This is a genomic window from Paenibacillus xylanilyticus (assembly GCF_047246825.1).
In the GTDB taxonomy this organism is placed as follows: Bacteria; Bacillota; Bacilli; order Paenibacillales; family Paenibacillaceae; genus Paenibacillus; species Paenibacillus xylanilyticus_B.
On the sequence record NZ_JBFOLB010000005.1, the window covers coordinates 36,857 to 55,242 of the forward strand.

The window sequence follows — 18,386 nt, forward strand, 5'->3', positions numbered from 1 at the left end:
ATTTTCTGCGGAATTTTCTCCAAATGGTTCTTTAAATCCAGATGGGACTATTAAGAAAAAAAATAACTTTGGAGGCTTACCTGCTCCTTGGGGAATTCCGATAATAATACCAGTAATATAGAAGGGACGATTCCATTGGATATCACCAACATAATTAAAAAAGAATTAGCTGAGAGACTTCATAAACTATCATTTGAATATCAAAATTCATCAATAAACCCCTGGATTTTCGTTAGATCAAGAGATGGTTTTTCAAAAGAGATTATCGAAATTGATTTGAGTGACTATCAATCTTACGCTATCCGTTGTACCTTTCAAACTGACCTCAAGTCAATCAGTAGTACTCAACTTGCTGAAGGTACAGTTCATGAATGGTATGTTTATAAAAACGAAGAAGAATTATTTTCTATTCTCAAACTATTCGGAGAAATAACGGAGAAGTTTGGGTTAGAATGGTTCGCAAAAAATGTAGCCAACCAACCTTTTACAATACCTAATTACCTGGAAAATGACTGGTTACAATCTATTGATAATTTCATTCAGACAAATCAACTCGAATTAGAAAGTTCTAGTGCACTGCTTAAACTGGATGAACTAATTGCACAGGGGTTGAATCCAAATGAGATTTATTTGGCGGGCTTTTGTTTTGGAGAGATGATTGTTAAGCATTTTGGAGCAGTTTGGGAATTTGATAAAGAACAAGGCCCAATGATCAAAAATATCGGAGGTCTTCCAAATTTCAACAAAAGTCCACATAATTTGGTGGGAGCTGTATTGGGTCAAAACAACTTGACTCTACAAAGGTATTATAATGATATTAAGTTTGTAGTAGATCAATTATAATATAACCACAATGTTCATTCGCAAGAAGTTTAATGGTAATATTAATTCAACAAAACGCAAACACAAACAAACCGCCCTTATAAAAGATTTGGGTTGTACGCACATCAATTGCTTTAATTTTATATTCTAAATAACGCTACTTCTATACATCAAACAGGTTGATTATGGTCAGATACCACCGTAATTGACCTGTTTTTTGTTACCAAAATATATCGCAACTTAATAATATGCCGCCCTTATAAGAAAGATGAACTAACAATAATCTTCATCGTATAGGGTAGATACCTTCACTATTAAGAGTAGGACGGCTAAAACGAAAGTTATTTCATATCGATGCACCGATTTAAGTCAACTCTTCTTCATTCCGCCAACGCCGATATAATCGCTTAATGAAACCCATTGGCTTCAATATCACCATAGAGTTGGCTTTGTATCTCTACTCAAGGGGTAACGAACGAATATATCGATTCTCTCGTTAACTAGGAAAAATGGATTCGATCACAATGTTGACGTTAACCGAGGAAGAGAATGGTCTCGGATGCGGAAGCGAGTTTAGCTCAGCTAGATATTGCCAGAATGGCGCTTGGATGCAGTTCGCTAGCTAAGAAGGGCTCCATGAAAATCAACAAATTGGGAAGCAAGTCGGACCATAAACGAGAGAAAAAGGAGTTACGGAAAACAACTTGAAACACTCTCTTTATCGAAGTATAAAAAGAACTGTTCAACCTATTCAATATTTCTGAAACTAAATACGTTGATTTCACCAATCAGACCTATACTGGTTTCAATAGATTAAGACAAAAAGATACTACCGGCTATAGGGTTTTGGAAAGCTTTGCTTGTCAAAGATACGAATTCGAAGTTAGCATTGTTCACATGTTTGAGTGCTTTATGGCATTTATTTATCGCAAAAAATAAAATGTTTAAGGATTGTGGGATCTCTGCGGGGAAAATCAGATTACCGGTGTTTGCTGCTTATGTTACAGATGATTCACACGCATTTGATAAAACGAATGCAACAGGTAGATTATTACTGAATGCTCTTATTTTATTGATATAAACAGCCACGCTCAAAAGCTAGATGGTAATTATAAGAAGCGGATGGTAAAAGGATATTTATTTGAACGCCAAGTATATAGGAATGTAGTTATACTTGATAACGATCTTAGCTCAATTTCACATGTTTTTGTGCCTCGTTTAATAAAGGGGACGTCTCCAAGGATGCTAAACATGCGTGAAATCGAAGAGATCACAGAATTGCCTTCATCCATATATATTATTGAAAACCCGGCCGTTATTTCATTCCTAGTTGGTGAAATTATTTACTTTCTCAATCGAAACAAGTTATCATTAGAGCATCTCCCTCAAGATTTCCCAATTTAATTTGTACTATTGGTCAGAAAAGAATCGCCTCAAAGGTTTTCTTAGAAAAATGACTACAAGCAAACCCCCGCTGTATTATCTACAGTAGATAATTAAAACTGAATTGTTGTATTCAATTCATCCCTCCATGTTGTTGAAATGAAATTTCTTTGAAGAAGGGTTTGAAGTATTATGTATATCTTTATCGTAAATAAAAAAAATACTAGTATTGATGATGGCTCGAATATCCTATCTCTAGAGATTGAAAATGGGGAGGCCATCGCTCGATTTAGAGGATCTCTGTTGACACTGTTTGGAGAACCCAATTATAAAACATCTGACGCAGAGAATGCATTTCAGTATTCCATAACAGCCATAGATAAAATCGGTAATTCTTGTGTGTTTTCGATTTATCAGGGGCCCAGTGGGCTTGGCATAGAAGGCAAAGAGGATGACGATTCTGTTCTTCAGGCAGTGCAATTCTTCGTTAAACATGTAACAGAAGTGGTACCTGCTGACTTCGATGAAAAATTAGTCTATGGAGACACAGGAAGTACGATAGAATATGGATGTAAGAATGGTGTTTGCTACTACATAGAGTCCTCTCCTATCACATCAATAAAAAATGATAAACATAGACTTCCAGATTTAACAACACCTCAATGGAACGAAATAAATGAAATTGATTTCACTGGAGTGAAAGACCCCAATGATTCATGGTTTTGGAAAGAGGATTTATTACACTCCTCAACAATACACTTTCCCTCGATTCGCGACTTAATGCGTAAGGACCTAAGTTTAATCGTAGGAAAGCCGATTGGTCTAGACGAAGTAAAACGTATCGGACACGAGGAAGGTTTTAATACAGAATTTGATGCAGGAAAGCCAGAAATGGCATTAAATGCGTTAGCTGAAGTATGGGCATGGAAAACAACAGCGGGTAAAACCTCACAAAAGAGACGTCTTGATTGTTCTTCCTTTGCTTGGACAATTTCACGAGCGGTGTATGGATTTTATGGTGGAAATCTAAATAAAAATCATGCTCTAGCGAATGCATTATATGAGGAACATGAAGATCGAATTTCCTCTCAGGAAGACACACTTCGTTTCTTCTATGCACTACTTAATCTCTTCAAGTTTAAACGACTTAAGGGATAGATGTGTTTTAACAAACGGAGAATAGTAGCTTATTGAATCAATAAAAGTCGTCTTTCAGCATGGACTTTATTGTTCAACAACGTGTTATTATAGAAACACAATAAACTGTTTCTGCTATGCATATTGATCGATGAACAGATAGAGATTGCTTAACAAAATAAATTGAAAACTTTTTGGTGTAACTATCTCATCGAACGACGTGGAGAATGTTTAGACAAGTGATATATCTCCATCACTATTCTTCCAATTGGAAGAATCAGCATCTAAAATGCCTCTTTTGACTACTGTAAGTGTATTTTTAGGCACTCACGTTATCGGCCTGAGTAACCGTGAAGCGGTGCATTTGGAGAAAATGATCTACGTTATCATCTGAAGTACGCATCGGGTAATTTTGTTCCGACCACGCTCGATTTCTCAACCAATATTCTTTATAACTATTCTTATATGATTAATACACCTTCAAAACTCTTCATCTACCTTCGACTCAATACTCCCTGAAGCCTCATTTATACAAGAACTACAAATAAAATAATCTTTAAAGTAGGTAAGGCGCTCTGTTGAGGAACAAAATAAACATTCACATGTTCTATATTTCCTCAAAATTATGCGTGGATCATCATAAAAATATTCAATTGGATCGCCATGCTCGATACCCAGGTTACGCTTCAGCTCAATAGGCAAAACAATACGCCCAAGTGCGTCTATGTTACGTACCATTCCCGTATCTTTACCTTTTTTCATCATTGTTTCCTCTTCCTGATTTTTTCCTCATTATACCATATTTCGATATTTCTATCGGTGATGAAAGCAATTACACAATGGGAATGCTCGGAATATAAATACTTCTGACAAGTTAGCCATTGATCTATTGTACGGATTTTGATCAGAAATAGGCCAGCTGCAGGAGCATACCTAGGATCCAAATGGCTGTTAAAGACGAATAATGTTTGTCTTCAATTTCTTTAAGGCTCGGTGCGGGATGTAAAGCGCAGCATAGGAACCTAGAGCGCCCTAGTCGGGTGCTCTATCACCGGTTTAGGAGCTCGTAGCGGGCTTTTAGGTGGCCGCTCTTGCCGTCTTAGAGCCGATAGCATCAGCACTGAAGCCCTTCCTGATCCGAAAGCCTTCCCTTAGTCCCAGGCTTGATTTAAACCAAGCAAAGATTTCAACCAGGATACAAAAAAGGCGTTCCCAATAATCTAGGAATGCCGTTTTTGGATTCATGATCACCGTCATAGTGAAATTTTATTTCATTCGGAAACGTGTTGATTACAGAAATGAGACCCGTCAACTCTTTAAATTAGTGATAAAAACAACAATATTATGCACTAACTTCATCATGTATAATTGATGTATAGATACTTTTTGATGGTTTAGTTAACTAGTAATAAACTCTATATTCGAATGGAGGTAAGTGCTATGGAATACCGATTTGAACAAGGTTACTTTTTGATTTATTTTCCTGCTAGAAGTACCAGTACTGGAGACATTATGGTGGTTAAATTATTAGACAGACCATTTAAAGATAGATTTGAGTTCCTTGTAAATAGCAAAAACTATGAGTGCACTTCACGTAATAAATATTTAACGTTTAAGCCAAATGCAAACAATAAATCTGAAAAGCCTGGTGCATTCTCAGCGGTACGAAGCGAGTACAATCGAATGTGGGCAACAATGAATTCATATTTTGAAAAGTAAAAAGCTCATCGTTCCAATTCGGAACGATGAGCTTTCTCACTATTTAGTATACATCAAAATGTAATTGGCAGTTGGGGACGACCCATGAAATTATACCATTCGTATCAACGCACGTACCTGATATATAAGCATCATAGCCACCCTATATTAAAACGTATTGTTTTGGTTACCGAACCTGAAGACACTAAGAATTTCGTTGTTGCTGCTAGTGCGGATATCGGTTCGGAAAATGTAGAAGGTGAAGATTATTTTTACTTTAGAATTGTGACTCCAAATAAATTGATTGAAATTTTGAATGAGGACAAGATATTGAAGGGGAGAGCAACATTTATTATCAATGAATTTGATCTATCTTTAGTGGAAACAGAGATCAATAAAATATTGGAAGACTGCATACGTCCTACATGGGATGAAGTATCTAAAGCCACAAATCGTCACTTGAAATGGGAGTATGACAATGTTCATTATGAAACGTATGAAGAAGCCATGACTAGAATAGAAAAACAGTAATGCTGAAGCTTAAATTAATAAGATAAAGAAAAGAGCCTCAGTATACTTTTGACCGACGTAGAATATTTATACAATAAAGCAAATACAATGAAAACAAAGCAAATGAAAATCCTAAGAATCTGTTCATACTTAAAATGTCGATTTGATTTTTGGTAGTCAAATGAAAAAATTAGAGAAACATTTAGCGCAGAAGTAAAATCATATATTGCGCTCAGACCAGTATGTATGTTATGTAATGTATGATTTGCAGTTTGCGCAAGAACATGCTCCCGTTGATTACATTTACTATTGCACAAAGTTAGGATTTTGTACATATGTCTAAACTGCGTAAAACTTGAGTTATATGTAGTTTGAGTTTTCATGTCGGAGGACAAGAACATGTACCGTTAAAGGACAAGAACTTGTACCTATTGCTGTGTACTTCTCTCTTTGCATTCCTTCAATTTACCCGAGTTTATATAAGAAATAAGCAATCAGTCTTTTCAGTATAACTGATTCAAAATTTGATTTTATACAGTCTCTTGACGTTTTTTATCAGTATCTTAATGGTCATTATCACCTTACATTAAGCATATTTCTTTAAAATTGGCCGTTTGGGACAAGAACTTATACCGTTAAAAGACAAGAACTTGTACCTATTGCCGTTTACAAACCCCTTTTCCTATTCATTTTAAACCGAGTTAAACACAAAAAAACCGTTAATCTTTTCAGATTAACGGCTTCAAAAACTTAATTTTTTCACATATCTCTCGACTGTTTTTTGAAGGATCTTATATTTATCACTTGGATTACTCATGTTCAGCATGACAACTTTTTGTGGTGTATACGATATCATTGATTGAATATCTTGTTTAGCCGTTTCATGTTGATTCGGGCATTTGCATTTGTTAGTCAACAACGGTTCTCTGTTTTGCAAATGATAATATTCAATGCTGCTCGATGAGCTTAACTCATCAAAGTTATATTTGAAAGCAACATCTGGAAACGAGTGATCCCTCATATTCTCAATTTCCTTCCAAGAAGGTACGCTAACTTCTTTACTTCTCTTCACTGCGGTCTCCATCCAAGCACAGAAGAAATTCTCACAAAACTGTAAGACCAGTTTTTCAAGAATCCAGGAAAGTCCCCCCATATCAAAACTTCCACGGATTTTCATTTGATATTTGACGATCTGATCAGAGAAATACTCCAGGAGCTCCCTGATTAGAAGTGGTGCTAAATCTGAAATCGAGCTTGTTCTTAACGAATTAAAGCCGTAGAAATGCTCCTCTTTTAACAGAGATTTTCTCCAAAAAACAAAAGCATATGCATAGGGACAAATTTCAGGAAATTCAATCGTTTCATTCGATTTTCTAAGCTCCATCAATTGAGTTATGCAATGTTGATGAGACTTAAGAGTACTCTGAAATAATCGGTCAATAACTTGTTGAACAGCATTAGAAGTAACTTGTAGTAAATCTTTTTGGAAACGGTTAGAGAAATAATCCTGTCTGTGCGAGGTTTCTTCCATATTAAATACTTTTATCTCTTCAGGTTCATTCGTAACTAAACGCTTTAAATTGCAATGTTGTGCATGAATAATCCATTTGGAATTCATATTTGATATCTTCATGTTTGCCTGGTTTGCTTGAACCCAACGAAGGACAGCAGGATTCATTTGGTCAGGCGCTCTCCATTCGTTCCAACTGGACATATGAAAATTAGCGAAGGCATATCCACACTTGCACTGAAATGCATGTTCTAACTGTCTATTCGACAACAAGAAAGGTATTGTTGATCTACAGTTAGGGCAAGTATTATTCAATTTCAGATCATGAAATGCGCATTCATCAAGAAGTTTAAACTGATGCAGCCAAGAATGATACCCCCCCTCCATACACTTCGAACACCAATGCAATTCACGATGAAACCAATGCTCCCATGAACTATATAGTTCAGAAAATGGACCTACTAACGACTGAATATTCTTAAAATTGTGCTCTTGCAAGTTAAAATCCAGCGTTTGATGAAGCCTTTCGAGGTGAAATCCATTTAACTGTATTAGTTCTCTTTGCTTATCTCCAATGTAATGTTTAATATCCTTCACGTGAGCACTGCCAAAGATTTGAAGAATCTCATTTCGATCTGCAAGATTCACCAAAGCAAGTTTTTCAAATACGGACCAAGGCGATTCATATTCATTTATCCATTCTTTCCTCCACACGACATTCATGTTCTAATCACCATTACCTGCTAATGCCATATAAATTTCAGATTCAATATAGCCTGTAAGTTTAATGGAATCTAACCAATTTTGGGCTGAGATCCATTCAAGTTTCTCTCCATGAGTTCCGTATATTTTCAGAGCATTTTCAACAGTATACGTAAAATACTCCATAGGAATCTCAAGTTTTGAGTTCACTCCGTGCTCCCTTCGAAGATTTTGAAATTGTTGATATATTAAAGCTGCATCCTTTTCCAACCGATGACCTTTCTCATATCCTTCCCGAAAAAAATATCTAGTGAAGCTCCAATCACTGTTTTCAGGATAAGCTGAGATTTCAGGTGAATCATAGCAACGAAGAACTGCTTTAAAATCATCTAGTGAAGTAATACCAAAAAAACGATGCTCATGTGTCATAAAGCGTCCTATGATCTGAGACTTACGTTGTCCTAAAAAGAACGTTCTTCTAGTGAGCAATTCTTCTTGACCTACGCAAATTACAGACATACTGATTTTCTCACGATCTAGTTGATTATAGATGTCCATTAACCAATGATAATGTGATTCTGTTAGGTGATGTGCCTCATCCATAATCAAAATAACCCTTCTTAAACGAGACAATTCAGCTTTTTCTTTTAACAAATTAACAATTTGATTCCGCAACTCACCAGGTTTTCTTCTAGCTATAAACGGAAATTGAAAATCATGTAGCAGATCTGCGTAGAACTTCTCTTCACTCGGAAATCTATATGAGTTGCTATTGGCTATGAAGATTGGTATTGGCGCATTTATAAAATGTGGCAGATTTTCTAATGCAAACTTTAATGCAGTAGTCTTTCCAAGACGCGGACGACCATAGACAATCATTCCTGGTAATCGGTTCAGTACAATCTTTTTGAGATTATCCATTAGGCGGAGTACTTCTTTGGTCGGAAGTAAATAATGCCCTACTTCAATAGGGTGTGTACCAACAGGTATCAAATGATTTTCCATATGTCAAATTCTCCTTATCTCAATACATCTTTGTCTTGAATTGTTTTAGTAAGCGCTCATAATTATCCATCTCATTGATCTTTTCCCTGTTGATTTGTTCTTCTCGAACTTTGTCTAACAATTCATGTTGTGCTCTTGCTTCTTCTAATGCTTTTGTTTGTTCCTCCGCTTCATCCGTTAGCTTTTGTTTACTTACCTCTTTCACTTGAGTAATTTTATTTATTGATTTCTTGGTATTTTCTTTACTCAAGAGATAGTCAGTGTACACGAAGATAGGATCGTCCCAAGTTGTATAATGGATTAGCTTTCGCTGAACTAATGAATTGATCGCACGTCTCGTTTGCAAGGAATGTGGAGTAAGTGACCATCTGCCACAAGCAGTTAAATAACCGAATTCGCTGCCGTCAGGAAGAAAAGCTTTTAAAGTACGCAGATCATCAACATTTACATGTAGAACTAGCTCGTGCTTTATTAGATGGGCAGAGTTAGTGAGCTTTTCACTTCGATATTCTACGCCTTCATATTGAATGTAGGGCTTTCTTCCACTCAATAGGGAACCTCTTACGGTTCGATTTATTCGGGTTTGCATAAACAACATCTCCGATCGTTTCTCTTCTTCCAGGCGTCTTGGTAGTAAGCCTCTTAGTTGTATTCTTTTTTCAAGAAGTTCGAGTGGTGTTTGATGATAAATCCCACCATGAGGTGTTCCATTGTAATTTGAAATCATTACATCAATGAGCTGCAATAAATGTTCGTATGTGATGTTTAGACGAAGAGCGTTTTTTTCAGGATTGTTTCTTCTTGGGTCATCCGGACCGCTGCCGGTTGTATTCGGTAACCGATGAAACAAATTCTCAGCTAGAGTTTTAAAGTATCTCTCAATAACTCCTCTTCTCATTGGAAGTGCAACGGGACCAAAGTTCGGAGTACAACCAATTAAGTTTGTGAGTCGATCCTGCACCATTTTAGCGTAGTGAGACTTGGCGTTATCTAAACAGATTACATCCCACACTGCCCACTCTAGCTCAGGGAACTTTTCTGATGGAAACCCACCTGGGGGATGATAACTCAGGCCTGGGATTGTCAATTCTAGTCGTTTATGTGGCATAATTGCATTACGAGCACAGTGCATTACGTCACTTCCACCATACTCTCTATTTAGTGAAACAGAATATCCTAAAATGCTGCGATTACTCACATCAATGATGGTAAGAATCCAAAAACGTTCAAGCGTCAAGGTCATAGGGTCTCCATCGGGTGTATCAATATCTACTGTAAAAAAACCGTCAATACGATGGGCATCAAACTGGACTTTCTGATACGGGAATAAGTTTGATAGTTGGTTTTGATCTTCCTCTCCCACTCGGTTTGCTTTATGAAATGCGTCTTTACCGTAACGGGCTGCAGCCTTTTTGAAATTTTGCTCAGCTATTTGTTTAATGTAACGTTGTAGAGCCTTATACCCCATCCATTTTGTATTTAAAGGGTATTCAGAGAGAGTTATACCCTTTTCACGGCACTGATCCACAAAGCGCTTGTGGATATGCTTAACCTTCATAACTGGCTCTATGGAACGATTTTTTCTGCCTAAATATAAATCTTCTACCAAATCTTTAATGTCCGGATGCATTTCCAAAAAACGGTTGAATTCCCCGGTTTTTTGATCTTTGTTTCTTTTTTGACCTAATAAATCCAACTCATATTTTTTTACGTTTTTCTGAGGAATCAATCCACGGAATCCTAAAACAACGCCATCCAGATCATATTGAATACATCTTTGAACTAATCTTCTCAAGTTTCGTGGCGAGACTCCGGTCGTATGTTGAATACTATCTAAACTCTCCCTCTGAAAATACATTAAGACCGCATTTTTACGTTGTATAAACAAAGTATGGGCAGTCTTATGGAGTACATTCTCGTCTACAGAGGGCCATAGTCCAGGATTAGCTTGGTCGGGTTCTAATCCGTCCTGCTCATAAATTCGCGATCTGCTCATTGTCTCCAAACCTCCATTTCAAATCCGATAAGTTGATCTTCCATGTTCGCTTTAATATCCCCCTCATAAAGGAGCCATTTTAGGCACAAAAGTACAGCCTCAACAGAAAGATTAGATAGTTCTCGCACAACTTCTTTAATCTTTATCCCTTCACCTGGAATAACTCCGAGCACCTCTTTTAAGGAAACAGGCTTCTTACTATTTACTACTGCCATACATAAGGATGTTCTGTTTTCTATTGAGTGACGTCCCTTTCTTATATCCTCTTCAGTACGAACAACGTAAAGCTTATTATTCATTCGGCACCATTCTCGTTGTGCTTCGATTTGCCGTTGAGTTCTCGCATGTTTTGGATGTTTAGATGTCAGTTCCTTCTTGTATTTGACTTCTACAAAAATTTCCGTTCCATCCTTTTTTAAAATCCACATATCAAAGATAGAAGTACGAAGTCGGCCATTTAGAACGTAGGAAATTTCCATTGGTTGCTCACAATATGTGATGACTTCAGGGTCCGTATCAACGAGAAGCCAATGATCGTATTCCAGATCACTATATAGTTCAACGATCCGCTCATCGACTTTATTTCCACGCGGAGTCCAATAGTTATTTCCATATTTTTTACTTCGAAGTACCTTGATGGGCTGATACTTCATGAATTCGTTTCTATTCGTCATAAGTTACCCCTTTAGATTTGTTTTCCTGTATAAACAAAAATTCAAGTTTTTATACACATCATGTATAAAATTTGCATTTCTATGAACATACTAAGAAGTAATAGAATGATAGAGGGAGAGAATACTATATGTCAGAAGAAGAGTTTTACAAGTGGCTTGGAGAATATCTACGGGACCTTAGAAAGTTGAAGAAACAAACACAAGAAGAGATTTGTAAAAGCTATCATCTTGCTCGTTCATCCCTAGCCAATATTGAGCGGGGCAGACATGTTATTAGTGCTTATAATTTGTATCTTCTATTACAAATTTTAGATGTACCTCTTGAATCTTTGTTGAGGAATAATTATCAGGAAATCTCAAATTCTAGGAAAGAATTATTCTATTGATTGTATAAAATAAAAATATATAGGGAATAAAGCCTGAAAAGATGAAAGGCTGTGTTTCCTATATGAAAGTACAAGAGCGTAGAGATTTAGAAGTATTATTAGTCTTGCTAAAAGAGATGCCGTTGCCCGTTAAAGTTTTCATTGATCACAAATTAGACGACATGCTGTCACCTTCTTCCGGTTTAGAATACGTTAGGGATTTTCGCATTTTCTTCAATTGGATTACACCCAAACTTTGGCCGCATGTTGAGTCCACATGTGATCTGACCTTGGAAAAGTTTAATGATATAAACCAAGAACATGTACAGCATTTTGTACAACACTTAACTTCATCGAGAAATTTGCAATATAGCTCCATGTTACGAAAATTTAATTCGTTACGCTCTTTGTTTGGTTTTCTACATCAGGAATTCGACAACAGTGGATTCCCTGTATTGAGACGTAATGTTTTTGCTACATTTACCATGGAGAGACCAAAAAATCACGTAGAGATCGCACGTCAGATACAGAATAAGATCCTTCATGTCAACGAAATCCCTTCTTTTGTTAAATTTATACAGGAAGGCGTAACCGAGCAAAACAATGTTCAGGCTCAGTGGTTTCACAATCTAAACCGAGATAGGGATGTTAGTATTATTACATTACTTTTGGAATCCGGAATAATAGTAAGCGATATTGTCAATTTAGATATGGGAGATATTGATCTTAAAGATGGCTACCTTATCGTAACTAGACAACATGCTAAAGTACAAATGAGTCATAGAATTATGTTCGGAGAGAACGCTAAACATTATTTACATGAATACTTAAAAATCAGGACAAAAAACTATGCTCCTCAAGAGAGTGAGCAGGCATTTTTCTTGGCCAAACCTAATGGTGAAACACATGGAAAACGAATCTCAAAGCGTACTATCCAAGCTATGGTTAAAAAGTACGCTGTGAAATTTGGTGCCTCAGAGCTTACAGTGAGGCAGCTTACCCATTCATTTGGAGTTCAATACGCTGGAACAAATAACGTACGCAATATGAAACAACAATTGGCTCAACGTAATATTGAATCACTAGAGAAGTACCTTATATTGTCGAGTCTTATTGATTGAGTTAACCTATTAACTAGGTCTTGTTCTCTTTGAACAAGGCTTTTTTTGTTTAGTTAATCTGTTTTGTAATGCTCTTCTTAAGCTGCTTTAGTTGGTTTAATTGATCGTAGTAAGCCTCCACCTCCTTTACGTTTTTCTTTTCAAAGCTCACCCTTGTAGCGACACTGACTTCTTGATATTTTAACGAAATGATCAGAATTGCTTCGTGATAGTCCTTGATATGAACGATAGGAATCTTCCACTCTCCTTGTTCTCTAGCCAAATCAAACCATTTCTTCTTGACCACTTCTCGATTGGTATACATTCTTGCGTCAAACAAAATTCCTTTTGCCGTTACAGTAGCAATTTCAATACCTACTTTGAGTCTTTCATTCATCCTCTCCACCTCCTTTATCATTTATGTCCAATAAATTGATATATAAACTTATCATTTTAATTAAATAATCTATATACATTAATGTATCGGAGGTTTCGCATTGTTTAGACTGAATTAGAGGTGTGGCAATGAACGAACCTGTTTTAAGATTAGTAGGACAACGTGTTCGCGAATTACGGAAAAAACAAGGATATTCACAGGAAGAATTAGGCGAAATGGCTGGTTTTCACTTCTCCTACATTGGAGGCGTTGAACGTGCCGAGAAAAATATTACCTTGTTAAATCTTCAAAAAATTGCGGATGCTCTCAAAGTTAATGTCCATGAACTCTTTGTTTACAGTAAGTTTGTTAAAAGCGGAACTAATGATAAAGAGAAATTGCTAAACGAGATCAATGAGAAACTTTGGCCTATGAAATCTTCCGATTTAAAAAAGGTTAACCTGCTCTTATCTGAATTTTTCGATAGTTAACACAAAAAACCAATGTCCTCTGACATCGGTTTTTTGTGTTTCAAATTTATTGCTTCCACTCTGCTTCACTTTGTATGTTAATCCAAGAGTATCTGTTATTCTGCTGTATATGTCCCTCCATCATATTGCGCTCGCTTTTTAATGTTAAAAGCAAATATTTCGTTTGGATGTTCTCCACCTGTAGATGCTTATATACTTGTGACAATGAAAAGTATCCTCTAGCTGCATATAATCTTACTTGCTCCATGTTAATCTTTCCACTTCGTTGTAGCAGCTTCCTCCCTCCCATTTTATATGCAGCATCTGCATCAATGTTTGGATCTGAAATTACTACACTTAGCTTCCCAGCAGGTAAGGTTACTTTATGCTGATTCGTACGCAACATTTCTTTACAAGCCAGATTGCGTATAGATTCCCAGTGTTCAACAAAGCTAGAGTGGATCCTTTTATAATGCTTCCATTGGGCTAAACACCAGTATATGTTGTTGTTTGTGATGTTCTTTTTATATGCAAAGAGTTCCTCTTCTCTCTGGCCGTTATTAGCTCTGATCGGAGAAAATCTTAAATATGGGTTGCTAGCTATACAGAATTCTTGAAGTAATAACTTTTCTGACTCATTTAATTTGTTTAATTTAATTCGGACCACCTTAGATAGAACACCATGATTATCAAATAAGTCGAACATTTGCTGATTTTGCAGATCGTACTCTTTAGTTGCAATAAATTTGCCAACAACATTTTGTTCTGTCCACTCAAGTCTCTGAAGTCCAAGGGATGATTGATATTCACTTATGGCGTGTCTCAGCAATTGGACTTTCGCACCTGAACTGTGCATTTGCTCATAGGTTGATGATTGAACAAAATAAAGGATTTTTTCTATGCTCACTAATCTATTCTCCTTTGATTCATCAGATTAGTGAGTGGTATTGACTACTTTTATACATTATATTCAAAGTTAAGAGTAGTGAGTATTAGAATTGGACTCAATATATGGATAAATGTGTTTATATGTATCTATTTCCCTCGTGAATCCTCCCATTTCATATGGATTAACATGCCAACGATTTCTAAACTTTTCCTCTATGTAGTACTAGCTTATACTCCCATTATTGATCAAAAAAATACAATACAAGGTATTTAAGCGTGCTAAATTATTCATTTTAACTTGTGCATTCAACTCAACTAAGCCTTTTTGTTGTATTTCATTTAGCATTATTTTATGAAACTAAATGAGTCCTTAAAATAAGTGATCCACATTTGCTTGTAAGTTAAAAGTTCATTTGAAATTCTGATATTGTTAAGTTATATACCAATTCACCTGTTTTAAACTATTATTATACAATTAAGAATTAAATTGTTACTATATGATTAGAGAATCATGGTAAAGCTTACAGGTAGCCAGTCTCTACAAATTAGTCAGAAAGGAGTTAACTGTCTTATGGCGTATAAAGTGACGTCTTCGGAAAGACTACGGCCTTCAGGCGCTGAATATGAAACAAAAGCTTTACTTTATCTCATGAATTTTAGAAATGATAGTAATGATATTTATTTTTTTGTTGTAGATTTTTTCAATGATTTAACCGGTATGGATAGAATGGGAAATAAGCTATGGGATATGCAGTCCAAAGGAGCAAAAAACTCTTCCCCAAAAGCGATTGGTAAAGAACTGGTCACATTATTTAAAAATTACCGAAGCGAATTAGAATTTAATTACTATCTTCTTTTTCTCGGGGGTGTATCAAATACAGTCCGAATTGATAACTCCCTAAATATTTTTGATATTAGCAATGTAAAACCTGAAGCTGTAAAAAAACTAAAAGAGGGTTTATGGGAAGAATCTAAAGATAAGACATATATTGATTATGAGTCTATAACGGATGAAGAAATTGAGGGGTTTTTAGATAAGGTTCAGTTCATTGTTGATGATAAAGAACCAAGTGATTACGTTAAATCAATACTAAAAATTCATTCTGGAATAATTCCTGATGAACAATCCCTTGTGGCAATTTTCAACGAAATTAGAGATCAACAATCTAGCAAAAAAAATATAGGCGTTGTTGAAAATATAACTATTGAGACAAGCTCTGAAGCCCTTGATTACTATCATCATATGACAAGTAATGAAATAAAAATATTAGTTTTAGGAAGAATAATCAACAGAAACCCGTTTGATAAAGGTGTACCACTTTCATTTTCTTCAACTCTACATAAAGCTCCACCAGAAAAATGGAAGACTATCCTTGAGGATTGCCAACTGGCATTATCAAGGGCTCTTTTTAACAAAAACCGAGCAGGAGAATTTTGGGCCTTATTTGAAAATATTTATTCAGTAATTGTTTCAAATCCTCTTGATGATATAAATTCGATTTTCAAAAAACTAAATCTACTATGGGTTGAACAAAGTGATTTTGATGCTATATCGTTAAAATATTTTATATCTATAGTAAAGGATGGCGTGCAATAGTGATAATTCAAAAGGTAGCGATAGGAAATTCTGAAGAAAGTTACATTGAAAAATCTTTATCAGAATCTATAAATATTATTTCAAGTGACGATAATAATCGTGGTAAAACTATATTAATTCAAAGTCTTATGTTTTGCTTAGGAAATACCCCTGCCTTCCCTTCGACCTTTAATTTTATGGACTACTATCATATAGTTTTTTTCTCTGTACAAGATAAACAATATGCCCTTTGCAGAAAAGGCAACTCATTCATTTTAAAAAATAATAACAAAATAATGATGTTTGATAGTATTTCTGAATTAAAAAGATATTGGACCAAGAATATATTTAAGCTTCCTACAATCATAAAAAATGGAATAGAAAGAATTGTGGATCCTGAATTGTTTTATCAATTAAATTTTGTTGGACAAGACAAAAAAGATACATCTGCAATTACAAATAAGGGTTACTATAATAAAGCTGACTTTTTTAGTATGTTGTATTCATATACCGATATCAATACTGGTAGTAAAACTCTAGAAGATGATGACCAAATAAAGAAAAAAATAAAGAACCTAAAAGAAGAAAGAAAAAAATTATTAACTCAACATGAAATATTAAGCTCTACAAATTCAGTTGCGAGTTATTTAAGTAGTGTTAATGACAGATTGAGTTTCAAGTTAAAGATAGAAAAAATTGAGAAGCTCAAAGACCAAATATTAGAACTTAGTAAATCTAGAAATTCAGCTTTATCTAGGAAAAGTAAGTGTGAATTAACAATAAAAGAGCTAAAGTCTTTAAATAGAACTATCGAGTCTGGTGAATTAAGATGTATGGACTGTAACTCAACTCATATTAATTTTAAGAGTGCGGGTAAAAACTCTTATAGTTTTGATGTTTCTACAACCGAAATCCGTCAACAAATTCTTGAATCGATATCGGAAAAAATCAATGCATACAATGAGGACATGGATAATTTGACATTTGAAATAAATAAACGTCAAGAAGAAATGAAGAAAATACTTGAGCAAGATGAAGTAAGTATAGAATTGCTAGTGGCCTTTAAAAATGAAATGTTTTCAGCAGAGGATGCAGAAGCTCGTATAAAAATAATAGATGAGGATTTAAAAAAAATTGAGGACGACCTACTACGAAATGATACTGTTTCGAAGGAATTTATTCAAAAACAACAAGATTTAATAAAGAATATAACAGAACTAATGAATACTACTTATTCTATGATTGATCCATATGGAAATCTTAAATTTGATTCTATTTTCACTAAAAGCACTCAAATATTTTCAGGTAGCGAGGCTACGATATATCATCTTGTAAAATTATATTCATTTGCTAGAGTACTAAATTATAATCTGCCAGTGATTGTGGATTCCTTTCGCGCTGAAGACTTATCAACCGAAAAAGAAGCAATAGTTCTTGAAATATTCTCGCAGTTAAATGTTCAAGTCATATTCACAACAACACTTAAAACTGAAGAAATAGGTAAGTATAATGATATGAAATTAATCAATCATATTGACTATTCAAAACACAATGCGAGTAAAATTCTTAGTGAGAAAAAATTAGGAGAGTTCAAAACATTGTTACAAGATTTCTCAATCAAGCTGTAATGATGTGATTTCTATTAAAAGCCGATTCTTAATATTTACGAATCGGCTTTTAAATCTTAAAAAACATCTTTTAAGGGCGCTATCCTGGTTTTAATCGAATCTTTATTCTTCTTATTTCAAAATAGATTGATTGAGGCCAATATCAACATGACTTAATGCATCCGTTATCACATATAAAGAAAAAGCCAACATTTAAATGCTGGCTTTAAATTAAAATCGTTCATTTATCTTTAAGAAATGACGGCTTCCCATAGTTTGCCTTTCTTTGGTAAACAACAGTTACTTCACGATCAGGACCACCATCTGACGAAGGAGCCATGAGTCTCACTTTCGGGAGGTCACCAACTTGCTGTTGTTTATTAAACTCTTCATTCGTTTTACTCATTTTAATCCCCCCATAGATATATTGTTACCCAAAAGAATCCAACACCAACTAATGAGCTTTTCCGTACCACGTTTCATTGTTATTAGGACTTCCTATATTACTAGGGGCACTTACACCTATAGATACGTTATAATAAAAAATTTAATTGATTACAACCTACT

General features: G+C 35.2%; 18 protein-coding genes. 10 read left to right on the top strand and 8 right to left on the bottom strand.

Annotation, left to right across the window (positions count from 1 at the left end; genetic code table 11):
- The first annotated feature begins 87 nt into the window (after window positions 1-87).
- From AB3N00_RS24425 to AB3N00_RS24435, 3 genes are all read left to right on the top strand, one after another.
- Window positions 88-843: a hypothetical protein gene (locus AB3N00_RS24425; RefSeq protein WP_110757854.1), complete on the top strand. Its 756-nt coding sequence runs from the start codon at window positions 88-90 to the stop codon at window positions 841-843.
- Between the two features lie 880 nt (window positions 844-1,723).
- A complete protein-coding gene (locus AB3N00_RS24430) occupies window positions 1,724-1,903 on the top strand; it encodes a TIGR02679 domain-containing protein (protein ID WP_258377612.1) in 180 nt (59 codons plus the stop codon).
- Between the two features lie 494 nt (window positions 1,904-2,397).
- Window positions 2,398-3,363, top strand: a complete 966-nt coding sequence (locus tag AB3N00_RS24435) for a hypothetical protein (RefSeq protein ID WP_110757852.1) — start codon at window positions 2,398-2,400, stop codon at window positions 3,361-3,363.
- Window positions 3,364-3,822: 459 nt separating this feature from the next.
- Here the strand turns inward: AB3N00_RS24435 and AB3N00_RS24440 are convergent, their stop codons facing one another.
- Window positions 3,823-4,104, bottom strand: a complete 282-nt coding sequence (locus AB3N00_RS24440; RefSeq protein WP_146239801.1) for an AbrB/MazE/SpoVT family DNA-binding domain-containing protein — start codon at window positions 4,102-4,104, stop codon at window positions 3,823-3,825.
- A 678-nt stretch (window positions 4,105-4,782) separates the two neighbouring features.
- On the opposite strand from AB3N00_RS24440, the gene AB3N00_RS24445 reads away from it, so the two are divergent.
- Together AB3N00_RS24445 and AB3N00_RS24450 are read left to right on the top strand one after the other, a co-directional pair.
- Window positions 4,783-5,061 (top strand): hypothetical protein, encoded by a 279-nt coding sequence (locus tag AB3N00_RS24445; protein ID WP_110757848.1) that lies wholly within the window; start codon window positions 4,783-4,785, stop codon window positions 5,059-5,061.
- Between the two features lie 84 nt (window positions 5,062-5,145).
- Window positions 5,146-5,571 (top strand): Imm8 family immunity protein, encoded by a 426-nt coding sequence (locus AB3N00_RS24450; RefSeq protein ID WP_110757846.1) that lies wholly within the window; start codon window positions 5,146-5,148, stop codon window positions 5,569-5,571.
- 721 nt (window positions 5,572-6,292) lie between these two features.
- Here AB3N00_RS24450 and AB3N00_RS24455 read toward each other — a convergent pair.
- Genes AB3N00_RS24455 through AB3N00_RS24470 form a run of 4 tightly spaced genes read right to left on the bottom strand, consistent with a single transcriptional unit; the run spans window position 6,293 to window position 11,437 of the window.
- A complete protein-coding gene (locus AB3N00_RS24455) occupies window positions 6,293-7,783 on the bottom strand; it encodes a hypothetical protein (RefSeq protein ID WP_310140500.1) in 1,491 nt (496 codons plus the stop codon).
- Between the two features lie 3 nt (window positions 7,784-7,786).
- The gene (locus tag AB3N00_RS24460; protein ID WP_310140502.1) at window positions 7,787-8,767 is read right to left on the bottom strand and encodes an AAA family ATPase; all 981 of its coding nucleotides are present in this window, start codon (window positions 8,765-8,767) and stop codon (window positions 7,787-7,789) included.
- Between the two features lie 19 nt (window positions 8,768-8,786).
- On the bottom strand, window positions 8,787-10,763 hold the full coding sequence (locus AB3N00_RS24465; protein ID WP_402872732.1) for a hypothetical protein: 1,977 nt from the start codon (window positions 10,761-10,763) through the stop codon (window positions 8,787-8,789).
- Window positions 10,760-11,437: a TnsA endonuclease N-terminal domain-containing protein gene (locus AB3N00_RS24470; RefSeq protein ID WP_402872734.1), complete on the bottom strand. Its 678-nt coding sequence runs from the start codon at window positions 11,435-11,437 to the stop codon at window positions 10,760-10,762. The genes AB3N00_RS24465 and AB3N00_RS24470 overlap by 4 nt, the downstream gene beginning before the upstream one ends.
- A 128-nt stretch (window positions 11,438-11,565) precedes the next feature.
- Here AB3N00_RS24470 and AB3N00_RS24475 point away from each other — a divergent pair, with 128 nt between their 5' ends.
- Together AB3N00_RS24475 and AB3N00_RS24480 are read left to right on the top strand one after the other, a co-directional pair.
- Window positions 11,566-11,823 carry a helix-turn-helix domain-containing protein gene (locus AB3N00_RS24475; RefSeq protein ID WP_402872736.1) on the top strand — a complete coding sequence of 86 codons (258 nt, stop codon included), beginning with the start codon at window positions 11,566-11,568 and terminating at the stop codon, window positions 11,821-11,823.
- Window positions 11,824-11,885: 62 nt separating this feature from the next.
- Window positions 11,886-12,923, top strand: a complete 1,038-nt coding sequence (locus tag AB3N00_RS24480) for a tyrosine-type recombinase/integrase (protein WP_413036901.1) — start codon at window positions 11,886-11,888, stop codon at window positions 12,921-12,923.
- 49 nt (window positions 12,924-12,972) lie between these two features.
- Here the strand turns inward: AB3N00_RS24480 and AB3N00_RS24485 are convergent, their stop codons facing one another.
- The gene (locus tag AB3N00_RS24485) at window positions 12,973-13,299 is read right to left on the bottom strand and encodes a hypothetical protein (protein ID WP_402872741.1); all 327 of its coding nucleotides are present in this window, start codon (window positions 13,297-13,299) and stop codon (window positions 12,973-12,975) included.
- A gap of 128 nt (window positions 13,300-13,427) precedes the next feature.
- Here AB3N00_RS24485 and AB3N00_RS24490 point away from each other — a divergent pair, with 128 nt between their 5' ends.
- Window positions 13,428-13,769, top strand: coding sequence for a helix-turn-helix domain-containing protein (locus AB3N00_RS24490; protein ID WP_402872742.1), 342 nt, complete (start codon window positions 13,428-13,430; stop codon window positions 13,767-13,769).
- A 46-nt stretch (window positions 13,770-13,815) separates the two neighbouring features.
- Here AB3N00_RS24490 and AB3N00_RS24495 read toward each other — a convergent pair whose 3' ends face one another.
- Complete coding sequence (locus AB3N00_RS24495) at window positions 13,816-14,655, bottom strand: hypothetical protein (RefSeq protein WP_413036902.1); 840 nt, start codon at window positions 14,653-14,655, stop codon at window positions 13,816-13,818.
- Window positions 14,656-15,207: 552 nt separating this feature from the next.
- Here AB3N00_RS24495 and AB3N00_RS24500 point away from each other — a divergent pair.
- Together AB3N00_RS24500 and AB3N00_RS24505 are read left to right on the top strand one after the other, a co-directional pair.
- Entirely contained in the window at window positions 15,208-16,233 is a 1,026-nt protein-coding gene (locus tag AB3N00_RS24500) for a hypothetical protein (protein ID WP_402872746.1), read from the top strand.
- A complete protein-coding gene (locus AB3N00_RS24505) occupies window positions 16,233-17,840 on the top strand; it encodes a hypothetical protein (protein ID WP_402872749.1) in 1,608 nt (535 codons plus the stop codon). Before AB3N00_RS24500 ends, AB3N00_RS24505 begins: the two co-directional genes overlap by 1 nt.
- Before the next feature lie 220 nt (window positions 17,841-18,060).
- Here the strand turns inward: AB3N00_RS24505 and AB3N00_RS24510 are convergent, their stop codons facing one another.
- Window positions 18,061-18,225, bottom strand: coding sequence for a hypothetical protein (locus tag AB3N00_RS24510; RefSeq protein ID WP_402872752.1), 165 nt, complete (start codon window positions 18,223-18,225; stop codon window positions 18,061-18,063).
- Window positions 18,226-18,386: the final 161 nt, after the last annotated feature.

Coding starts and splice junctions, on each gene's coding strand:
- AB3N00_RS24450 (WP_110757846.1), top strand. CDS start 5,146: ATGAAATTATACCATTCGTATCAACGCACGTACCTGATATATAAGCAT.
- AB3N00_RS24475 (WP_402872736.1), top strand. CDS start 11,566: ATGTCAGAAGAAGAGTTTTACAAGTGGCTTGGAGAATATCTACGGGAC.
- AB3N00_RS24460 (WP_310140502.1), bottom strand. CDS start 8,767: ATGGAAAATCATTTGATACCTGTTGGTACACACCCTATTGAAGTAGGG.
- AB3N00_RS24490 (WP_402872742.1), top strand. CDS start 13,428: ATGAACGAACCTGTTTTAAGATTAGTAGGACAACGTGTTCGCGAATTA.
- AB3N00_RS24480 (WP_413036901.1), top strand. CDS start 11,886: ATGAAAGTACAAGAGCGTAGAGATTTAGAAGTATTATTAGTCTTGCTA.
- AB3N00_RS24455 (WP_310140500.1), bottom strand. CDS start 7,783: ATGAATGTCGTGTGGAGGAAAGAATGGATAAATGAATATGAATCGCCT.
- AB3N00_RS24435 (WP_110757852.1), top strand. CDS start 2,398: ATGTATATCTTTATCGTAAATAAAAAAAATACTAGTATTGATGATGGC.
- AB3N00_RS24445 (WP_110757848.1), top strand. CDS start 4,783: ATGGAATACCGATTTGAACAAGGTTACTTTTTGATTTATTTTCCTGCT.
- AB3N00_RS24440 (WP_146239801.1), bottom strand. CDS start 4,104: ATGAAAAAAGGTAAAGATACGGGAATGGTACGTAACATAGACGCACTT.
- AB3N00_RS24465 (WP_402872732.1), bottom strand. CDS start 10,763: ATGAGCAGATCGCGAATTTATGAGCAGGACGGATTAGAACCCGACCAA.
- AB3N00_RS24510 (WP_402872752.1), bottom strand. CDS start 18,225: ATGAGTAAAACGAATGAAGAGTTTAATAAACAACAGCAAGTTGGTGAC.
- AB3N00_RS24500 (WP_402872746.1), top strand. CDS start 15,208: ATGGCGTATAAAGTGACGTCTTCGGAAAGACTACGGCCTTCAGGCGCT.
- AB3N00_RS24470 (WP_402872734.1), bottom strand. CDS start 11,437: ATGACGAATAGAAACGAATTCATGAAGTATCAGCCCATCAAGGTACTT.
- AB3N00_RS24485 (WP_402872741.1), bottom strand. CDS start 13,299: ATGAATGAAAGACTCAAAGTAGGTATTGAAATTGCTACTGTAACGGCA.